The sequence below is a fragment of the Caenimonas sedimenti genome (genome assembly GCF_007833165.1).
GTDB lineage: Bacteria > Pseudomonadota > Gammaproteobacteria > Burkholderiales > Burkholderiaceae_C > Ramlibacter > Ramlibacter sedimenti.
Window position 1 is genome coordinate 40,942 of the sequence record NZ_VOBQ01000025.1, and the last position, 18,175, is coordinate 59,116.

The window sequence follows — 18,175 nt, forward strand, 5'->3', positions numbered from 1 at the left end:
GGGCCTTCATATCGCGCGCTCCCACGGAAGACCCGAACGGCCCCGCATGTTGGAGCAGTCCATCTTGAAGTTGTCGGAGGTCACCTCGGCGATGGAACCGACCGGCTCGAAGTTCAGGGCCCGCCAGTACTTGTAGTACACCATGCCATCGTCGGCGACCAACACCTTCATGTCGGCGCCGCTGTAGTTGCGCATGGCGCCCGCCCCGAACGGAACGGTCTCCGCGCCCGGCGGGAAGAAGCGCGGGCAGGCCTGCTCCAGCTTGCGGAAGACCGCGTCGAACGTGGCCGGCGCCGGCGGCGCCGTCTTGCGCTCGGCCGGGTAACGCAGGGGGCACAGCCAGAATCCGAGTTGCGCCACCCGCTCCGGCTTGGCCTTGGCCAGGTCGCCGTAGGCTTCCATGGCGAGGCGGCGCGAGAGCATCAGGCGGCACGGCTGGCTGCGGTCGAGCGCAAGCCGGTGTGAATTCAGCCGGAGGTCGATGACGTCCTGCAGTTCCGCATTGGGGACGTTGCCGCTCGCCATGTGCATGGGTTGGGACGGCACCAGGAGGTAGAGCGGGCGGGTGCCGGCGAACAGGGCATGCGCGCGCCGGGCCTCGATGGACCGGGCGGTGTCCGCGATCATGCTCGAGATGTTGATCCAGTGCGATTGCGGATGGAACAACGGGTACACGAGCGAATAGGAGATGCTGGTGATCGTCACGAAGGTGGCGGGCGCCGCCCGGACGTCGGCGGGTATCGCGACGTCGAAGTAGGGCGCTTCTTGCCAATGGGTGAGGCTCCAGCTGCGCCAGGGGTTGGTGGCGTACAGCACGACAAAGACCTGCAGCCCCAGCATCAGGCCGATCGCGGCGCCCCGGATGGCTTTGGTGCCGGGAAGCGCCCACGCGAGCGCGATGCACAAGGGGCCGGCGATGAGCAGGTAGGGGATGAAATAGCGGCCGTTCCCGCTGGTGAGCAACCAGGGGACGAAAGCCAGGGCAACCAGCGCGAGCAGCGTGCGCGTGGGCCGGTTCAGCGGCGGGCGCCGTCGCAGGCTGAGCAGCAGCATCGCGGCGAGCCCGATCGCGAAGGCGAACCGCAGGTCAGGTGCCATGATCTCCACGTAGACGTGGCCGTTCGGTGCCGCCATTGCGATCGGACGCATGACGGCCTCGAACCACGTGTCCGGCATGAAACGGATCATGGTTGCCAGCCCAGCATCGCGCGAACCGGCTCGAACGAAGCGTCGAGGAAGGGGAAGAACGGGTTGCCGAAGTGACGCCAGAGCAGCCAACCCCAATAGCCGTAGCTGAGAACGAAGCCGACGCCGATGGCCAGGCAGCCGGCCACGAGGCGCTCCGCGCGGACCCGGGCGGTGCCCGGCGCCACGGCCCACAGGAAAGCCAGCAGCAGGACCAGGGGACCATTGCTCAGTTTGCAGGCGACTGCCAGCCCGCCGAGCAGGCCGGCGACCATCACCCTGGTGCGCGAGGGTGCGGCCTCCCCCATGGACAGCACGACGGCCCACAGCACCGGGACGGACGCCAGCAGGTCATTGGCGGTCGAATCGAAGAAGGTCAGGACCAGCCCGGAAACGAAGGCCAGGACCACCGCCGCCGCGCGCAGGCCCACGCCCCACCAGCCCCCTTCGGAAATGCAAAGCCGCGCCAGCAACCAGAGCGGCGGAACCGCCGCGACGTGGAGCGTGGCCAGCGCCAGCCCGGCACCGACGCCCGAGGCGTTGCCGGCGGCGAGCGCGTACACCGGCCAGTACAGATAGGGAAACTGGTAGGTCTGGTAGGACGCGGGCAGGACGTCCAGGTCGAAGCGGTTCTGCGCCGCCGTCCAGCCCAGGTAGATGTGGTGGTTGAGCGCGTCCCAGCTGAGTCCCATCTCGCCGCGCAGCAGGACAATCGCGCAGAACGCGGCCCAGGCCGCGAGGGTGATGGCGGCTGCTTCAGCGATGTCCGCGTGGCGCCCACGCGCAACGGTGCTCATGGTGCGAGGCCGCGTGACGTCCACATGGCACGCAGGGCGCCGGCAAACAGGGAGCCCGCCGCGGCCTGCATCCCGACGACCATCAGGGTCACGGCGGGAATCGCCCAGCGCATGTGCTCGCGCGGATCCAGCCGGCCGAAGCCCGTGCCGCGCCATTCGAAGACCAGGGCCAGCGAACTCGCGAAGCCGGCCGCCACGAGCAGGAGACCGAGGATCAGGCCCAGTTCGATGCTCACGAAGCCGCGCGAACGGTCCAGCCAGCGCGGCGTCGGAACAACCCTGGCGAGGACGCCCATCCACTTGGTGAGGAACGCCAGTTGGACCAGTTGCATGCCGAGGATCGTGGCCCCGGCCATATAGAGCATCGAATGGATGTCGAGCCCGAGAACGCTGGTCTGGATGGGTCCGGCCAGCAGCGCCAGGAAACCCGTGAGACCGACCGCCAGCAGGAACAGGCCGGGGTAGAGGAACAGCCAGCGCGGGCAGAACAGCATCAGGAAGCGCAGGTGCCGCCAACCGTCGCGCCAGGTCCGCAGGTGGGGCGGGCGGCCGCGCTCGTCGGGACGAAGCGTCGTCGGGACCTCCTCGATCCGAAGATCGACCAGGGCGGCTTTCGCCACCATCTCGCTGGCGAATTCCATGCCGGGAGTGACCAGCGAGAGGCGCTGGATCGCGTCGCGCCGGAAGCCGCGCAGGCCGCAATGGAAATCACCGATCGGCACGCGGAAGAACAGCCTGCCGATGAAGCTCAGGACGGGGTTGCCCAGGTACCGGTGGAGGAAGGGCATGGCACCTTCCTCGATGCCGCCGCGGAAGCGGTTTCCCATCACCAGGTCGGCGCCGGCCCGCAGGCGTTCGACGAAAGCATCCAGCCGGGAGAAATCGTAGCTGCAGTCGGCGTCGCCCATGATCACGTAGGTTCCCCGGGCGCCTTCGATGCCGGCCATCAGGGCGGCGCCGTAGCCGCGCTGCGGCGCGTGGACGACGCGGGCGCCGGCAGCCTCCGCCAGCGCCTGCGATCCGTCCGTCGAGCCGTTGTCGGACACCAGGACCTCGCCATCGATGGCCGCCCGCTCCAGGTAGGCGCGGGCCGACCGGACGCAGTCCTGGACGGTTTTGGCCTCGTTGAGGCAGGGCATCAGGATGGTGAGTTCCACGGGAGGAGTTTAGGCGCAACGGCCGAGTCGGCATTCCACAAAAAAAGGGGCCCGAAGGCCCCTTTTTGGCAAGGCGTCGAGGCGCCTATCAGCCACCGCGGCAGGAGCCGGGCAGGAACTTGGCGGGCATCGTGCCGGGGCCGCAGATCCACTTGTAGACCGGGGAGCCCATGTGGTTGGCCGTCGCCGGGTTCTTGACGGTGGTGGCGTCGTGGTACGGCGTCAGCGTGACGGTCATGTCGTCGATGGCGCTGTCGTTGAAGCCCGTGGCCGTGACGGTGATGATGCCCGCGCCGTCGGTGTTCACGCTCTTGACGTACTTGCTCGCCTGGGTGGTCTGCTCGCAGCCCCAGCCGCCGGCGGAGATCGACGTGACGGAACCGGACTGGAACACTTCGGTGATGGTCGTGCGGCAAGCCGACGCGGCCAGCACCACTTCGGACATCTTGGCCCGCTTGGTGTAGTCCTGGTACGCAGGCAGGGCCACGGCGGCCAGAATACCGATGATCGCAACGACGATCATCAGTTCGATGAGGGTAAAGCCCTTTTGCAGTTGACGCTTCATGGAACCTCCAGTGTGTGTTGAAGAAGCGATCGAATATTGCAAACCGTGTGCCAGGGCCAAAATGTGAACTTGTTGACACACTGGCCCCGGTTCAAGCCCGGCAGGCTGACACCGTTTGGCGAACCCGCTGACAAAAATTGTCGGCGGGCTACTTGATGCAGACCGAGCGGACCTGCTTCAGGTCGGTCAGGCCGGCCATGACCTTTTCCATGCCGTCCATCTTCAGGGTGCGCATGCCCCCCGCGATGGCGGACACGAACAGGTCGGCCACGCGGGCGCGCTCCTGAATGAGCTTCTTGGTCGGGTCGTCGCCGATCAGCAGCTCGTGCAGGCCGACCCGGCCCTTGTAGCCGGTCTTGTTGCACTTGTCGCAGCCGACCGACTTGTAGAACTTCAGCCGGCCGTTCTCGCCGTACATCTGGACCCAGCCTTCGTACAGCTTCTTGGCCTCGCCGGCGTAGTCGGCCTTCCAGGCCGGCGTGTGGCGCAGGTCTTCGACGTATTCGGCGATGAAGGTCTTGATCTCCTCCTGCTCCGGCAGGTAGACCTCCTTGCAGTCGCACAGGCGTTTGGCCAGCCGCTGCGCCAGGATGCCCAGCAGGGCGTCGGCGAAGTTGAACGGGTCCATGCCCATGTCGAGCAGACGCGTGATGGACTCCGGCGCCGAGTTCGTGTGCAGCGTCGAGAACACCAGGTGGCCCGTGAGCGAGGCTTCGACGCCCATCGACACGGTTTCCTTGTCGCGCGATTCGCCGACCATGATGATGTCCGGGTCGGCCCGCAGGAAGGCCCGCATGACCAGGGCGAAGTCAATGCCCGCTTTCTTGTTCACCTGCACCTGGCGCAGGCCACGCTGGGTGATTTCCACCGGGTCTTCGGCCGTCCAGATCTTGGTGTCCGGCGTGTTCAGGAACTTCAGCACCGAGTGCAGCGTGGTCGTCTTGCCGGAGCCCGTGGGACCGCAGACGTAGAATAGGCCGTAGGGCTTGGTGACGGTCTTCTCGAGGCGTTCCTTGTTGTGGGGCGACAGGCCCAGCTTGTCCATGGGGATGGGCTCGCCGGCGGCCAGGATACGCATCACGACGTCTTCGACGCCGCCGGCGGAGGGGATGGTCGCCACCCGCAGTTCGATGTCGAGCGGGCCGTATTTCTTGAACTTGATCTTGCCGTCCTGCGGCTTGCGCTTCTCGGAGATGTCGAGGTCGCACATGATCTTCAGGCGCGTGGTCAATGCGGACCGGAAGTGGGCCGGCACTTCGACGTAAGGCATGAGGCCGCCGTCGATGCGGAACCGGATGCCGGTCTTGGCCTTGCCGGGCAGCGGCTCGATGTGGATGTCCGACGCGCGCATGTTGTACGCGTCGATGATGATCTTGTTGACGAACTTCACCAGTTCGTTGTCGGCGGCGGCGGACTCGAGGTTGCCGGAATCGTCGGCCGGGCCGTCGTCCTCGCTCAGTTCGGCCAGCATCGACTCGACCGACTGGCCGCTGTCGCCGGGGGCGCCGTACAGCTGCGCGACCGTCTCCTCGAACTCGGTCTGCGTCGTCACCTTGTACAGGAAGCGGCTGTTGCGCGAGAACACCTGCGGGACGATCTTGGAGTTGCGCACCGCCTCCGGGTCCAGGCACATCACGATCAGGCCTTCGATGCCTTCCTCGAGCGGGATCCAGCCCTGCTCCTGGATGAAATCGCGCTTGAGCGCGCCCTGGAGCGTCTCGACCCGGATGCGGCCGGGGTTGAACGCTTCGTAGGGGACACCGAAGAACTTGGACAGCGACGGGCCGATCTGCGCGGGGCGGATCGAGTAGTCCGCCATCAGCACGTGCTCGACGGGCTTGGCATCCTCGCGGGCCTTCTGCACGGCCTTGGCCAGTTCGTCGTACGTCATCACGCCATCGGCGATCAGCCCGTCGTACTTGGTGGCCTTGCGGCGCGCGCCGTCACTGGCCTTCTCCACCCGCTGGCGGATGGCGGTGGCGAGCGTCTTGGTCAGCTGCGCCGCGCCCTCCATCTCGAGTTCGCCGAACGGCTGGTCGCTCTTGTTGTTGATGACCTGGATGACCCCGTGCAGCACGTCGCCGTCGAGGATCGGCACCACCAGCATCTGCTTGGTGCGGTAGCCGGAGCGCTTGTCGACTTCCTTCAGGAAGGCGAGCTGCGGGTGGATGCGCTTCAACGCGTCGTCGTCGTAGACGTCGGCGATGTTCACCACCTGCTTGGCCATCGCGACGTAGCCCGCGATGCTCTGCGGGCTGATCGGCAGCTTCAGGTCGCGGCTGGTGTTCAGCCCGGTCTTGACCTTGGAGACGATGGAGGTGCGGTCCTCGCTGACCGCGTACAGCGTGAGACGGTCCGCGTTGAACAGCTTGCAGATGTCCGCGCTCACCTCGAGCATGATCTGGTCGACGTTCTCGGTCTCGTGGATCCGCGTCGTCACCTGCGTCAGCTGGCGGAAGAACAGGGCCTCGAACGAGATGCCGCGCTTGTCCGGCGGCAGCTGCTGCGAATCGATGAAGGCCTGTTCGGTGTCTTTCGTCTTCAGTACTGCATTCATAGCTCGAACTCCTGCCCTGCGCGCAACCAGCGGATGTCATGGACCACGTTCGGACCGAACGGCTGCGTCTGGTCGAACTTCTGGATCTCCGTCATGATCAGCTCGGTTTCCGCGGGCTTGGTGTGGGTGATGAAGATCGGGAAGCGCTTGCTCTTGTCGATGCAGTCCAGCTCCTCGGCCAGGGCGTTCGGAGACAGGTGCAGGCTGCGCTTGGCAAGTTCCTTCTCGCGGTTGGAAAAAGCGGTTTCGATCACCAGCGCGGCGACGTTCATCTGGTTGATGCGGCGCCAGAAAGCCGGGTTGCGCTCGGTGTCGCCGGTGAACACCCAGCAGCCCCCGCCGGCGGTGACGGCATAGCCGCAGGCCGGCACGGTGTGCACGGCCGGCAGGACCTCGATGTGCTTGCCGTTCAGGTGCAGCGTCTGGCCGACCTGGATCTCGTGGAACGTGATGAAGGGCGCCTGCGGTGTCGGGATGCGGCTGAAGTCCGGCCAGATCACGTTGTTGAACACGTGCTGCTTGAGTGCCTGCAACGTGCCGGGCAGGGCGGAGATCTTGATCGGGGCGGTGAGCGTGGAGGCGATCGCGTCGACCATTAACGGAAGCGCGGCGACGTGATCCAGGTGGGAGTGGGTGAGCAGGACATGCTTGATGCCCTTCATCTCTTCGAGGGTGAGATCGCCCACGCCGGTGCCCGCGTCGACCAGAAGGTCGCCGTCGATCAGAAAGGACGTGGTCTTGCAGTCCTTTGCGATCGCACCGGAGCAGCCCAGCACGCGCACCCTCATTCAACGCCCCTCAGTCACTTGGTCTCGAAATTGGTGGCGCCGTCCCACGCGGGATCGAACGGCAGCAACCTCATCGAGGCTACACGTTCGGAGTACACCTCGTAAAGGTATTTTTTTGCATTCATGCGCTGGAGATTGAGCATGTGCAAGTCGCACTGGTCCCAGTCCTGGGCGCGGTACGACTTCAGGAAGGCGGCCCAGGTCTTGAGCTCCTCCACGGTGCCTTTTTCGACGCGGTCGGAGGGCGCGACGGGCCAGAAGATCGCCACGGCCTGCTCCTTGCCCTTCACCCGCACGCGATCCAGCTCCTGCCAGGCGAAGTCCGGGGCGGCCCGGCGGCAGCTTTCGCTGACCACGATGTCCACCCCGTACGCCTTGGAGAGGCCTTCCAGCCGGGAGCCCAGGTTCACCGAATCGCCGATCACGGTGTAGCTGCGGCGGATGTGCGAACCCATGTCACCGACGCACATCATTCCCGTGTTCAACCCGATGCCGACGCCGATCTCGGGTATACCCTGAGCGCGATGCTCCTCGTTGATCTTGCGCACCGCATTGGCCATTTCCATCGCCGACTTGACGGCCAGCTGCGCGTGGTTCGGCGTGTCCACCGGCGCCCCCCAGAACGCCATCACGCAGTCGCCCATGTATTTGTCGATGGTGCCCCGGTTGGACCGGATCAGGTCGGTCAGCCGGCTGAACACGGAATTCAGCAATTCCTGCAGCTTGGTCGGCTCCATCCGCTCCGACATCTTCGTGAAGCCGCGCATGTCGCAGAACATCACGGTCAGCTCCTTGTTGCTGGCCGCCATGCTGTAGTTCTCGGGCGCCTTCACCATCTCGTCCACCAGTTCGGGCGGGACGTAGGTGCCGAACAGGTTGGCCAGTTCGCGCTTGCTGCGGCTCTCGACGAAGTAGCCATAGCTCATGTTGAGCGCGAAGGCGGTGATCGCCATGATGAGGGCGGATGCGAGCGGCATCACCAGGCCCTGGGTCTGGAACAGGTAGAAGTTCTGCACCACGAGCAGGATGACCATCAGCACGCTGACCGCGACGGCCCGGGTGGCCGAGAGGATGGGGAGGGCGAAAGCGAGCAGCAGGCCCGCGAACAGCAGCACGACCACCTCGTAGCCCATGGCGTAATCGGGCTTCACGAACAGCTTGTCGTCGAGCAGCCCCGAGATGACATTGGCGTGGACCTCCACCCCGGGATAGGTTTCCCCGACGGGCGTCACGCGCAGGTCGAGCAGGCCGGGCGCCGTGGTGCCCAGCAGGATGATCTTGCCCTTCAGGCTGCCCTCGGGCAGGCGTTTCGCGAGGACGTCGGCGGCCGAGATGTACCGGAATGACTGCCCCCCGACCCCACCCGGGCCACGATAGGGGACGAGCGCCGCCACCCGGCTGTCCACCGGGACGGCCAGCGACTTGTCGCCCTGGCGCAGGATGATGCTCTCGAGCCCGGTGTAGCCGCGCCCGATGAAGCGGTCCCTGGGGAAGCCAGGCTGCACCTGCGGCTGCCCCGCGAGCATGCGGAACATCGACAGCGAGAGCGATTCGTAATAGTTGCCCTTGTATTCCGCCACCAGGGGAATCGAGCGGACCACGCCGTCGCCGTCGGTGATGGAGTTGAAGTACCCGGCGACCGGCGCCGCCTTCGCGACCTGCTCGATGTTGGAGCCGAACCCGTTCCAGCTGGTGAACGCGATGGGGCGGCCCTGCATGGCCTCCCTGGTCATGACCGGGGCCGGGAGCATGCCGTTCGTGCGGCCCTCGCGGTCGCTGGTGAAGTAGTAGCCCATGACCACCGGCCGCTGCTCCAGCGAGCGGGCGAACATGCTGTCGTAGTCGAGCGTGCCGCGCAGCTGCGCGAGCCGCTCGGTGAACGCGGGAGCATCCTTCAGCTCCCCCTTCGACAGTTCATCCAGCCGCGCCAGGCCGGAACTCTGGTCGGGCTCGGCGAACACCACGTCGAAGCCCAGCAGCGCGGCCTTCTGCCGGTTGAAGACCTCGTCGACCAGCCCGGCCAGGCGGTTGCGCCCCCAGGGCCAGCGCCCGACCTCGGCCAGGCTCTTCTCGTCGATGTCGATCACGACGATGCGTTCGTCCAGCGTCTTGGGCATCGTCGCCCGCAGCCGCGCGTCGTAGATGATGTCGTCCAGCCGCTGCAGCACCCCGATCGGCAGTACGCCGGTGGCGTGCAGCAGCGCGAAGACCAGCGGAATCAGCGTGATGCCGATGCGGGGCCAGTGTTTGATCAGCAAGCCCATGGGCCCGGTTTCTCGGCGTGCGGGCGGACAGCGCGTGCGCGGCGGCCGTCAGGCCGCTTGCACGAATTGCATCTGGGTGCCCGCGAGCTCCAGCATGTCGCCGTTCTTCAGGGTCACCGGCTCGGGGCCGATGGCGGCGCCGTTCAGGGTGGGCTTGTTCGCGCCCTCGACGTGCGCGACCACGAAGCCGTTCGACCGCTTGGTGATGGCCGCCACGGCGACGCCGGGCTTGCCGATCGTCGTGACCACCTTCACCAGGGGCACCTCGCGGCCGGCCGCGGCGCCGGACAGCACCTTGATGCTGGCGTTGAGCGCGGCCGCGACCTCGGCGGGCGCGGCGCCGGCGACGGCACTGGCGCCGGCCGTCGCGGGTTGGGGCGCGCCGCCGGCGGGCGCCGCCGGTTTGGGGATCGGAGGCACGGAGCCGGCCTTCATGATCATCGTCTTCTCGAACGTGACGCCGGGCGCCTCGTTGATGAACTTGATCTTGTACTTGCCGATCTCGACAGTGTCGTTATTCTGCAACAACTGCTTCTTCACAGCCTTGCCGTTGACGTACGTGCCGTTCGTGCTGTTGAGGTCTTCGAGGTAAACCTCGTTGCCGGTGAGTTGCAGCACGGCGTGCTCGCCGCTGACCGCGAGGTTGTCGATCACGATGTCGTTGTACGGCCGGCGACCCAGTGTCGTCCGGTCTTTTGTCAACTGCACTTCCTTGATGACTACACCGTCGATCGAGACGATCATTTTCGGCATGGCCCACTCCTGTCTGATGAATTCAACACGGCTCTTCTAATACCAAAGACTATTGTCCCAGCAATCGCGAAATCAGGCCCCGTTTTTTGGAGCCCGTCGATGCCAATGCAAGCAGGACGGAGATGTTGTCGCGCCCGCCGTTGGCGTTCGCGGCATCGATCAAATGCGCCACCTTCTGGTCGAGAGTCTCCTCGACCAGCATCAACTTCTCGATGGCGTCGTCTTCCAGCATGTCCGACAACCCGTCGGAACACATCATGTAGAGATCGCCCGGTTCGACCTTGTGTTCGTTGACCTCGAGCAGCACCGCATCCTCGACGCCGAGGGCGCGCGTCACCAGGTTCTTGTTGGTGGAGGTCGCGGCCTGCGCCGCGGTGATGAGCCCGGCGTCCATCTGCTCCTGCAGCAACGAGTGGTCCTTGGTGACCCGCTCCAGCTTGCCCGCGCGCAGGCGGTAGCAGCGCGAATCCCCGATGTGCCCCAGCATCACCCGGCCGTCCTGGAACACGCCGAGCACCAGGGTCGTGCCCATGCCGCTGTATTGCGGGTTCGAGTTCGCGGCATTGAAGATCGAGCGGTTCGCGTTGTCGACGCAGATCTCCATGGCGCGGCGCACCTCGCGGCCGTTCGCGTGCCGGCCGGCCTGCGCCAGCCAGCGTCCCAGCTCGGACTTGATGAAGGTGGTGGCCATGCCGCTGGCGATCTCGCCGGCGTTGTAGCCCCCCATGCCGTCGGCCAGGATGCCGAGCCGCGTGGGCTCATCGAACGTCACCGAATCCTCGTTGTTCTCGCGCGCCAGACCCGGATCGGTGCGAATGCAAAACTCGTAGTTCATGGTTGCCGGATCAAGGCTCCTGGTCGGTCTTTCCGCCGCCGGCACCGGGCGCACCGGGCGCCGCGGGCTTTGTCATCACGGAGGTCTTGTCGAACTGGGGACCTTGACCGGCCCCCCCTTGTTTCTGGGCCGCATCATAGCCGGGCGCGGCCGAGGCAGGCTGGGTGGCCGCGAATGCGGGACCGCTGCCGGGGCCGGAAGGCACCGTCGCCGCGAAGCCCGGGGCGTTGCCAGCGGGTACCGTGGCGGCGAACTGCGCGTTGCCCGCGGGCACCGTGGCCGCGAAGCCGCGCGCGGCCGAGGCCGGCTGCGTGGCTTCGAAATTCACGCCCGCGCCGGCCGCCGGCGCGGCCCCGGGCGCCATGACGAGGGTCTTCTCCGCCTGCGCGGCGGCCGCGCCGGGCGGCGGCCGCTGGAAGGCCGCGGTCTTCTCGGCGGCGCCCGTTGCCGCGGCGACGGCGGACACCGCCGGTGCGGGGCGCGCCGCCTGGGGAGCCGCAGCCGGCGCGGCTGCGCGCATCGGCGCGGTGGCACCGCCCGTCATGTCGTTGATCACCTGCTTCAGCGCGGCCGCGAACGTGTCGCCGTCCTGGTAGCGGGCCTCGGACTTCTTGGCGAGCGAGAAGGCGACGATCTCCGCCAGCTGCGGCGACACGTCCTTGCGGATCAGGCGGATGTCGGGCGCCTCCTCGTTGGCGATCTTGTACATCAGCTCCGCCATCGAATCGCCGCGGAACGGCAGCACGCCCGTGAGCATCTGGAACAGCATCACGCCCAGCGAATAGAGGTCCGAGCGGCCATCGACCTTCTTGCCCGCGATCTGCTCGGGCGACATGAAGCTGGGCGTGCCCAGCACCAGGCCCGTCTTGGTCTTGCTGGAGTCGGTGATGCGCGCGATGCCGAAGTCGGTGACCTTCACCACGTCGCTTTCCGGCTCGTACATGATGTTGGCCGGCTTGATGTCGCGGTGCACGACGTTCTGCCGGTGCGCATAGGCGAGCGCCTCGGCGACGCGGGCGACGATCGAGAGCACCCGCGGGATCGGCAGCAGGTGGCCGTCCTTGCACTGGTCGACCAGGTCCTTGCCCTTCAGGAATTCCATGGCGATGTAGGCCAGCTCGTGTTCCTCGCCCGCGTCGAAGATGGTCACGATGTTCTGGTGCTGCAGCCGGCCCGCCGTCTCGGCCTCGCGGAAGAAGCGTTCGCGCGCGTCGTTCAGCTCCTCGCCTTCGAACTCGTTCGACAGGGCCATGGTCTTGATGGCCACGACACGGCCGATCTTCGGGTCCTTGCCCAGGTAGACCACGCCCATCGCGCCCTTGCCGAGCTCCTTCTCGACCTGGTAGCGGCCCAGCATCGGCTTCTCGACGCCGCCGCCATCGAGCAGCATGGTGCCGCCCGGATGGCCGCCGCCGCCGCCGAGGATGACCGTCTCGGAGAGGTTCTTCGCGCGATTGAGCTTGGCTTCGAGGTCCTTGTACTTCGGGTTGAAGGCGGCCATGTGCTCGTACACGGCCTGCGCCTTGTTGAACTGCCGCTTGCGCTCGAAGTCCAGCGCGAGGTTGTAGAGGTTGCCCATCACCTCGTCGCCCATGGGCACGCGGCGGAAGCGGTCGAAGGCCTGGTCGAGCCGGCCCTGGCCCTGCTCCGCCAGGCCCATCATGCGGTTCGTCTCGGCGGATTCCGCGTCCGACTTCAGCTTGCCGGCCTCGGTGACCAGGAAGCGCTTGGTCGTGAGCGCGAGGTGCCCGATCACGAGCAGCATCGCCGGGTAGACCAGTGGCAACCAGGTCGACGCGCCGGCCAGCAAGCCGTATTCGGCCCCCAGCAGCACGATGAAGAGTGCGGCGGTGATGGCGCCGGACATGCCGGCGGACAGCCGCGGCAGCAGCCCGATCAGGTAGCCCGCCACCAGCAGGAACGCGCCGAGCGCCGCCCAGCGGCCCCAGCCGGGCTGGACCAGGAAGTGCTCGCCGAGGATGCTGGAAGTGATGTGCGCGATCATCTCCACCGGTGTCAGCGCCGCATAGCCGGGGGCAGGGAACTGCACACCGACGCCGGCCGCGGTGGGACCGATGATCACGATCTTGTTGGCGTACTTCGCGGCCGGGATCTTTCCGGAGAGCACGTCGTAGAAGGAATCCACCGCGAAGGCCGGCTTGGCGCCCGTGCCCTTGTAGAACTGCGGCAGCATGCGGGCGGATTCATCGGTCTTCACGCGCAGCTTGCCGATCTGCACCGACTCGCCCGTGTTCAGCCGGATGTCCTTGGGCGAAAGATTCAGGCTCTGGGCCGCCGCCATCAGGGCCATCGAGGGAACGGCCTTGCCGTAATAGTTGACCAGCATCGGCTCGGTGCGGACCGCGCCGTCGACGTCGTTGAGCTGGTTCAGGTGCCCGATGCCGGCGGCGGCGTTGCCGATCGAGTCGATCGGCTGCGTCGTCGACACGGCCAGCACCGAAAAACCGTTGTTCTCGTCGATCGCGCTTTTCAGGGCAAAGGCCGGCAGGGGCTTGTCGGCCTTGCCCTGCGGTTCGCCCAGCACGAAATAGGAGGGCACCAGCACGTTGCCCGCCTTGGTCATGCTGGCGGCGAGCTTGCCGTCGGTGTCGAGGGCCTGTTCGGCCTCGGCGATGAGCTTGGACACGGGATCCTGCGGCGCGGGCGCCGGAGCCGCGGCCGCCGGCGCGGCGGGGTCCAGCGCCGAAGGGGCCGCCGCGGGCGCGGCGGGAGCGCCCAGGCCCAGCGTTTCCTTGATCTTGCGGATGTAGACCAGGCCGCGGTCGGTCTGGGGCTCGAAGAAGAACGCGTTGTAGACGACCGTTTTCGCCTTCGCGGCGGCGAGCATGTCGATCATCTGCGCATGGACGTCGCGGGACCAGGGCCAGCGCCCGATGTTGGCGATGCTCTGGTCGTCGATGGCGATGATGGCGATGCGGTCGGAGGGCTGGCGGTTGCCGCTGGTGGCGGCGAAGTCGTAGTAGCGGCGCTCGAGGGTGCCGATGAAGTCGGTGCCGAGGTTGAGGATGACGACGGCCAGCACCACCAGGACGCCCACGAACCAGTCGCTGCGCCAGAACTTCCCGCGCTTAGCGGATGATGATGTGCTCACTTGCCCGCCCCTTGTCCGAACCGCCAGACACTGTGGAAACCCACAGCCAACCACTCCCGCAACGCCGCCAACAGGGCGCAGGGCTCCTGCTGGCGACGTTATCAGACGGCACAGTCACGGGCAAGAGACTTTGTCACCTTCCGACTACGGATTGTTGCAAATCCACCCGGCACGCTCGCGGCGGCCGGGCGGCGCTCAGGCTGCGGCTTCCGGCTTCTTGCGCGCCTGCAACAGCTTGCCGAGCGCGAGCACCAGCAGCGCGCCGCCGGCGGCCATGGCGTATTCCCAGGTCTTGCTGGCGGGCAGCCAGTCCTTCAGGCCCGGGTCGGTGTAGATCATCTGCCCCGCGATCCATCCGAGCAGCATCGCGCCCAGCGTGATGATGATGGGGAAGCGGTCCATCAGCTTCAGCACGATCTGGCTGCCGGCCACGATGATGGGGATGCTCACCAGCAGGCCGAAGATCACCAGGGGCAACTGGTGGGCCTGGCCCGCGCCTTGCGCGGCGCCGGCGATGGCCAGCACGTTGTCGACGCTCATCACCAGGTCGGCCACGATGACGGTCTTCACCGCGCCCCAGAGCTTGTCGTTGGCGCTGATGTTCGAGTGGTCGTCGTCATCGTGCGGCATCAGCAGCTTGACCCCGATCCAGACCAGCAGCACGCCGCCGACCAGCTTGAGGTAGGGGATCGCCAGCAGCGCGAGCGCGAAGGCGATCAGGACCACCCGCAGGATGATCGCGCCCATGGTGCCGTAGATGATGCCGAGCTTGCGCTGCTTGGGCGGCAGGCCGCGGCAGGCCAACGCGATCACCACCGCGTTGTCCCCGCCCAGCAGGATGTCGATCAGGATGATCTGGCCCACTGCGACCCAGAAAGCGGTGGTCATGAACTCTGCCATGCGGTGCCTCGTTGTTCTTGCGTGGAAAAAGCGAAAGCCGATTGTCCTTCAGGACAACCGGCTTCGTGTTGTGGCTAACTCGTATCGTGCTGCCGCTTACAGCAATGCCTTCAGCAGCTTGGCCATTTCCGACGGGTTGCGGGTGACCTTGAAGCCGCACTCTTCCATGATGGCCAGCTTGGCGTCGGCCGTGTCGGCGCCGCCGGAGATCAGCGCGCCGGCGTGGCCCATGCGCTTGCCGGGGGGCGCCGTCACGCCGGCGATGAAGCCGACGATCGGCTTCTTCATGTGGTCCTTGCACCAGCGGGCGGCTTCCGCCTCGTCCGGGCCGCCGATCTCGCCGATCATGATGACGGCATCGGTCTCGGGGTCGTCGTTGAACGCCTTCATCACGTCGATGTGCTTCAGGCCGTTGATCGGGTCACCGCCGATGCCGACCGCGCTGGACTGGCCGAGGCCGATCTCGGTGAGCTGGGCCACGGCTTCATAGGTGAGCGTGCCGGATCGCGACACCACGCCGATGCGGCCCTTGCGGTGGATGTGGCCGGGCATGATGCCGATCTTGATCTCGTCGGGCGTGATCAGGCCGGGGCAGTTGGGGCCCAGCAGCAGCGTCTTCTTGCCGCCGGCGGCTTCCTTGGCCTTCATCTTGTTGCGCACTTCGAGCATGTCGCGCACCGGGATGCCTTCGGTGATGCAGATCGCGAGGTCGAGGTCGGCCTCGACCGCTTCCCAGATCGCGGCGGCGGCGCCGGCGGGCGGCACGTAGATCACCGAAACGTTGGCGCCGGTTTCCTTCTTGGCGTCCTTGACCGAAGCATAGATCGGGATGTCGAAGATCTTCTCGCCGGCCTTCTTGGGGTTCACGCCGGCCACGAAGCAGTTCTTGCCGTTGGCGTATTCCTGGCACTTCTCGGTGTGGAACTGGCCGGTCTTGCCGGTGATGCCCTGGGTGATGACGCGCGTGTCTTTGTTGATGTAGATGGACATGTGTGTTCCTCAGGCAGCAGCTTTAACCGCGGCGACAACCTTCTGGGCCGCTTCCGCCATCGTGTCGGCACTGATGATGGGCAGGCCGCTCTCGGCCAGCATCTTCTTGCCGAGCTCCTCGTTGGTGCCCTTCATGCGCACCACCAGCGGCACGCTCAGGTTCACGGCCTTGCAGGCGGTGATGACGCCGGTGGCGATGGTGTCGCACTTCATGATGCCGCCGAAGATGTTGACCAGGATCGCCTTCACCTTCTTGTTCTTCAGCATGATCTTGAAGGCCTCGGTCACCTTCTCGGGGGTCGCACCGCCGCCGACGTCCAGGAAGTTGGCCGGCTCCGCGCCGAACAGCTTGATGGTGTCCATGGTCGCCATGGCCAGGCCGGCGCCGTTCACCAGGCAGCCGATGTTGCCGTCGAGCGAGATGTAGGCCAGGTCGAACTTGCTGGCTTCCACCTCCGCGGCGTCCTCTTCGTCGAGGTCGCGCAGCGCCACGATGTCGGGGTGGCGGAACAGCGCGTTGCTGTCGAAGTTGAACTTGGCGTCCAGCGCCTTGATGTTGCCGTTGCCTTCGAGGATCAGCGGATTGATCTCGACCAGCGAGGCATCGGTGTCCATGTACACCTTGTAGAGCTTCTTCAGCACGTCCACGGCCTGGGGCGTGGACGCGGCCGGCACGCCGATGCCGTCGGCCAGCTCTTTCGCCTGCGCGTCGGTCAGGCCGGCGATCGGGTCGGCGAAGACCTTGATGATCTTTTCGGGCGTGTCGTGCGCGACCTGCTCGATGTCCATGCCGCCTTCGCTCGACGCCATGAAGGCGACCTTCTGCGAGGCCCGGTCCGTGACCGCGGACACGTAATATTCCTTCTTGATGTCGGCGCCGTCCTCGATGAACAGGCGGCGGACCTTCTGGCCTTCGGGGCCGGTCTGGTGCGTGACCAGCTGCATGCCGAGGATTTCGCCGGCCAGCTTCTTCACGTCGTCGATCGAGCGGGCCAGCTTGACGCCACCACCCTTGCCGCGGCCGCCCGCGTGGATCTGCGCTTTCACGACCCAGACCGGGCCGCCAAGCTTCTGGGCCGCCTCCACCGCTTCCTGGACCGTGAAGGCCGGGATGCCGCGCGGGACGGGGATGCCGAAGTTGCGCAAGATGTCCTTGCCTTGGTACTCGTGAATCTTCATGAGCTTGGTCTCTCGAGATCGGGATTCGGGGGCGCTGGCGAACGCTGGCGAAAAGACGCGTGTCGACCGCGGCAGCAGGGGATGCAGCCTTCGACTGTATCATGGTGCAACGCACCAACTTTCCGCCTGCCTTACAGTGGGGGACGCACGTTTCAATCACGGGAAAAGAAGGATGGCCAAGGTCTTCATCGATGGCGAAGCCGGCACCACCGGGCTGCAGATCCGGGAGCGCCTGGCCGGGATGCCGCAGGTCGAACTCGTGAGCATCGCGCCGGAGCGGCGCAAGGATCCGGCCGCCAAGCGCGAGCTCATGGCCGGCGTGGACCTCGTGATCTTCTGCCTGCATGACGACGCGGCCCGCGAATCGGCGGCCATGGTCGACGACATCGCGAAGGCGGGCGGCAAGGCGCCGCGCATCATCGACGCCTCGACGGCCCACCGGGTTGCCGAGGGCTGGGTGTTCGGCTTCGCCGAGCTCGCCCCCGGCCAGCGCGAAGCCATCGCGCGGGCGCCGCGCGTCAGCAACCCCGGCTGCTATGCGACCGGCGCGATCGCCCTGATCCGGCCGCTCGTCGACGCCGGCCTGCTGCCCGCGGACACGCCGCTCGCCCTCCCGTCCGTGAGCGGTTTCAGCGGCGGCGGCCGCGGCATGATCGAAGCCTACGAAGCGGGCACGGCGCCGGCCTACGAGGTCTATGCGCTGGGGCTGAAGCACAAGCACCTGCCGGAGATCATGAAGTACACCGGGCTCACGCGCCGGCCGATCTTCATCCCCGCCGTCGGCAACTTCCGCCAGGGCATGCTGGTGCAGCTGCCGCTGCACCTGGACACCCTGCCGGGCCAGCCAGCCCCGGCCGACCTGCAGGCTGCGCTGGCCAAGCACTATGCAGGCAGCGAGTGGGTGAGCGTGGAGCCGCCGACGGACGACGGCAAGCTCGAGCCGCAGGCCTTGAACGACAGCAACAAGATGGAACTGCGCGTCTACAGCAACATGGACTATCACCACGCCGTGCTGGTCGCGCGGCTGGACAACCTGGGCAAGGGCGCGAGCGGCGCCGCGGTGCAGAACCTCAAGCTGATGCTGGGGCTCTGA

14 protein-coding genes are annotated in these 18,175 nt (G+C 66.5%); 1 reads left to right on the forward strand and 13 read right to left on the reverse strand.

Annotation, left to right across the window (positions count from 1 at the left end):
• Window positions 1–6 precede the first annotated feature (6 nt).
• The 13 genes from FN976_RS26440 to sucC form a co-directional block, all read right to left on the reverse strand.
• Window positions 7–1,188: a hypothetical protein gene (locus FN976_RS26440; protein WP_186511212.1), complete on the reverse strand. Its 1,182-nt coding sequence runs from the start codon at window positions 1,186–1,188 to the stop codon at window positions 7–9.
• On the reverse strand, window positions 1,185–1,982 hold the full coding sequence (locus tag FN976_RS29055; protein ID WP_186511214.1) for a hypothetical protein: 798 nt from the start codon (window positions 1,980–1,982) through the stop codon (window positions 1,185–1,187). Before FN976_RS29055 ends, FN976_RS26440 begins: the two co-directional genes overlap by 4 nt.
• Window positions 1,979–3,139, reverse strand: coding sequence for a glycosyltransferase family 2 protein (locus FN976_RS26450; RefSeq protein WP_255440864.1), 1,161 nt, complete (start codon window positions 3,137–3,139; stop codon window positions 1,979–1,981). Before FN976_RS26450 ends, FN976_RS29055 begins: the two co-directional genes overlap by 4 nt.
• Before the next feature lie 88 nt (window positions 3,140–3,227).
• Window positions 3,228–3,704: a pilin gene (locus FN976_RS26455; RefSeq protein WP_145896637.1), complete on the reverse strand. Its 477-nt coding sequence runs from the start codon at window positions 3,702–3,704 to the stop codon at window positions 3,228–3,230.
• 148 nt (window positions 3,705–3,852) lie between these two features.
• The gene (locus FN976_RS26460; RefSeq protein WP_145896639.1) at window positions 3,853–6,261 is read right to left on the reverse strand and encodes a GspE/PulE family protein; all 2,409 of its coding nucleotides are present in this window, start codon (window positions 6,259–6,261) and stop codon (window positions 3,853–3,855) included.
• Window positions 6,258–7,049, reverse strand: a complete 792-nt coding sequence (locus FN976_RS26465) for a 3',5'-cyclic-nucleotide phosphodiesterase (protein WP_145896641.1) — start codon at window positions 7,047–7,049, stop codon at window positions 6,258–6,260. Before FN976_RS26465 ends, FN976_RS26460 begins: the two co-directional genes overlap by 4 nt.
• Before the next feature lie 14 nt (window positions 7,050–7,063).
• A complete protein-coding gene (locus FN976_RS26470; RefSeq protein WP_145896643.1) occupies window positions 7,064–9,313 on the reverse strand; it encodes a CHASE2 domain-containing protein in 2,250 nt (749 codons plus the stop codon).
• A 48-nt stretch (window positions 9,314–9,361) separates the two neighbouring features.
• Window positions 9,362–10,066 (reverse strand): FHA domain-containing protein, encoded by a 705-nt coding sequence (locus tag FN976_RS26475; RefSeq protein WP_145896645.1) that lies wholly within the window; start codon window positions 10,064–10,066, stop codon window positions 9,362–9,364.
• Between the two features lie 49 nt (window positions 10,067–10,115).
• Window positions 10,116–10,901: a Stp1/IreP family PP2C-type Ser/Thr phosphatase gene (locus FN976_RS26480; RefSeq protein WP_145896647.1), complete on the reverse strand. Its 786-nt coding sequence runs from the start codon at window positions 10,899–10,901 to the stop codon at window positions 10,116–10,118.
• A gap of 10 nt (window positions 10,902–10,911) precedes the next feature.
• Window positions 10,912–14,013, reverse strand: coding sequence for a CHASE2 domain-containing serine/threonine-protein kinase (locus FN976_RS26485; RefSeq protein WP_145896649.1), 3,102 nt, complete (start codon window positions 14,011–14,013; stop codon window positions 10,912–10,914).
• Between the two features lie 195 nt (window positions 14,014–14,208).
• Entirely contained in the window at window positions 14,209–14,913 is a 705-nt protein-coding gene (locus tag FN976_RS26490; RefSeq protein ID WP_145896651.1) for a TerC family protein, read from the reverse strand.
• A 96-nt stretch (window positions 14,914–15,009) separates the two neighbouring features.
• Window positions 15,010–15,903 carry a succinate--CoA ligase subunit alpha gene (sucD, locus tag FN976_RS26495; RefSeq protein WP_145896654.1) on the reverse strand — a complete coding sequence of 298 codons (894 nt, stop codon included), beginning with the start codon at window positions 15,901–15,903 and terminating at the stop codon, window positions 15,010–15,012.
• A gap of 9 nt (window positions 15,904–15,912) precedes the next feature.
• Entirely contained in the window at window positions 15,913–17,082 is a 1,170-nt protein-coding gene (gene sucC, locus FN976_RS26500; protein ID WP_145896656.1) for an ADP-forming succinate--CoA ligase subunit beta, read from the reverse strand.
• A gap of 172 nt (window positions 17,083–17,254) precedes the next feature.
• On the opposite strand from sucC, the gene argC reads away from it, so the two are divergent.
• Window positions 17,255–18,175, forward strand: a complete 921-nt coding sequence (gene argC / locus FN976_RS26505) for an N-acetyl-gamma-glutamyl-phosphate reductase (protein ID WP_145896658.1) — start codon at window positions 17,255–17,257, stop codon at window positions 18,173–18,175.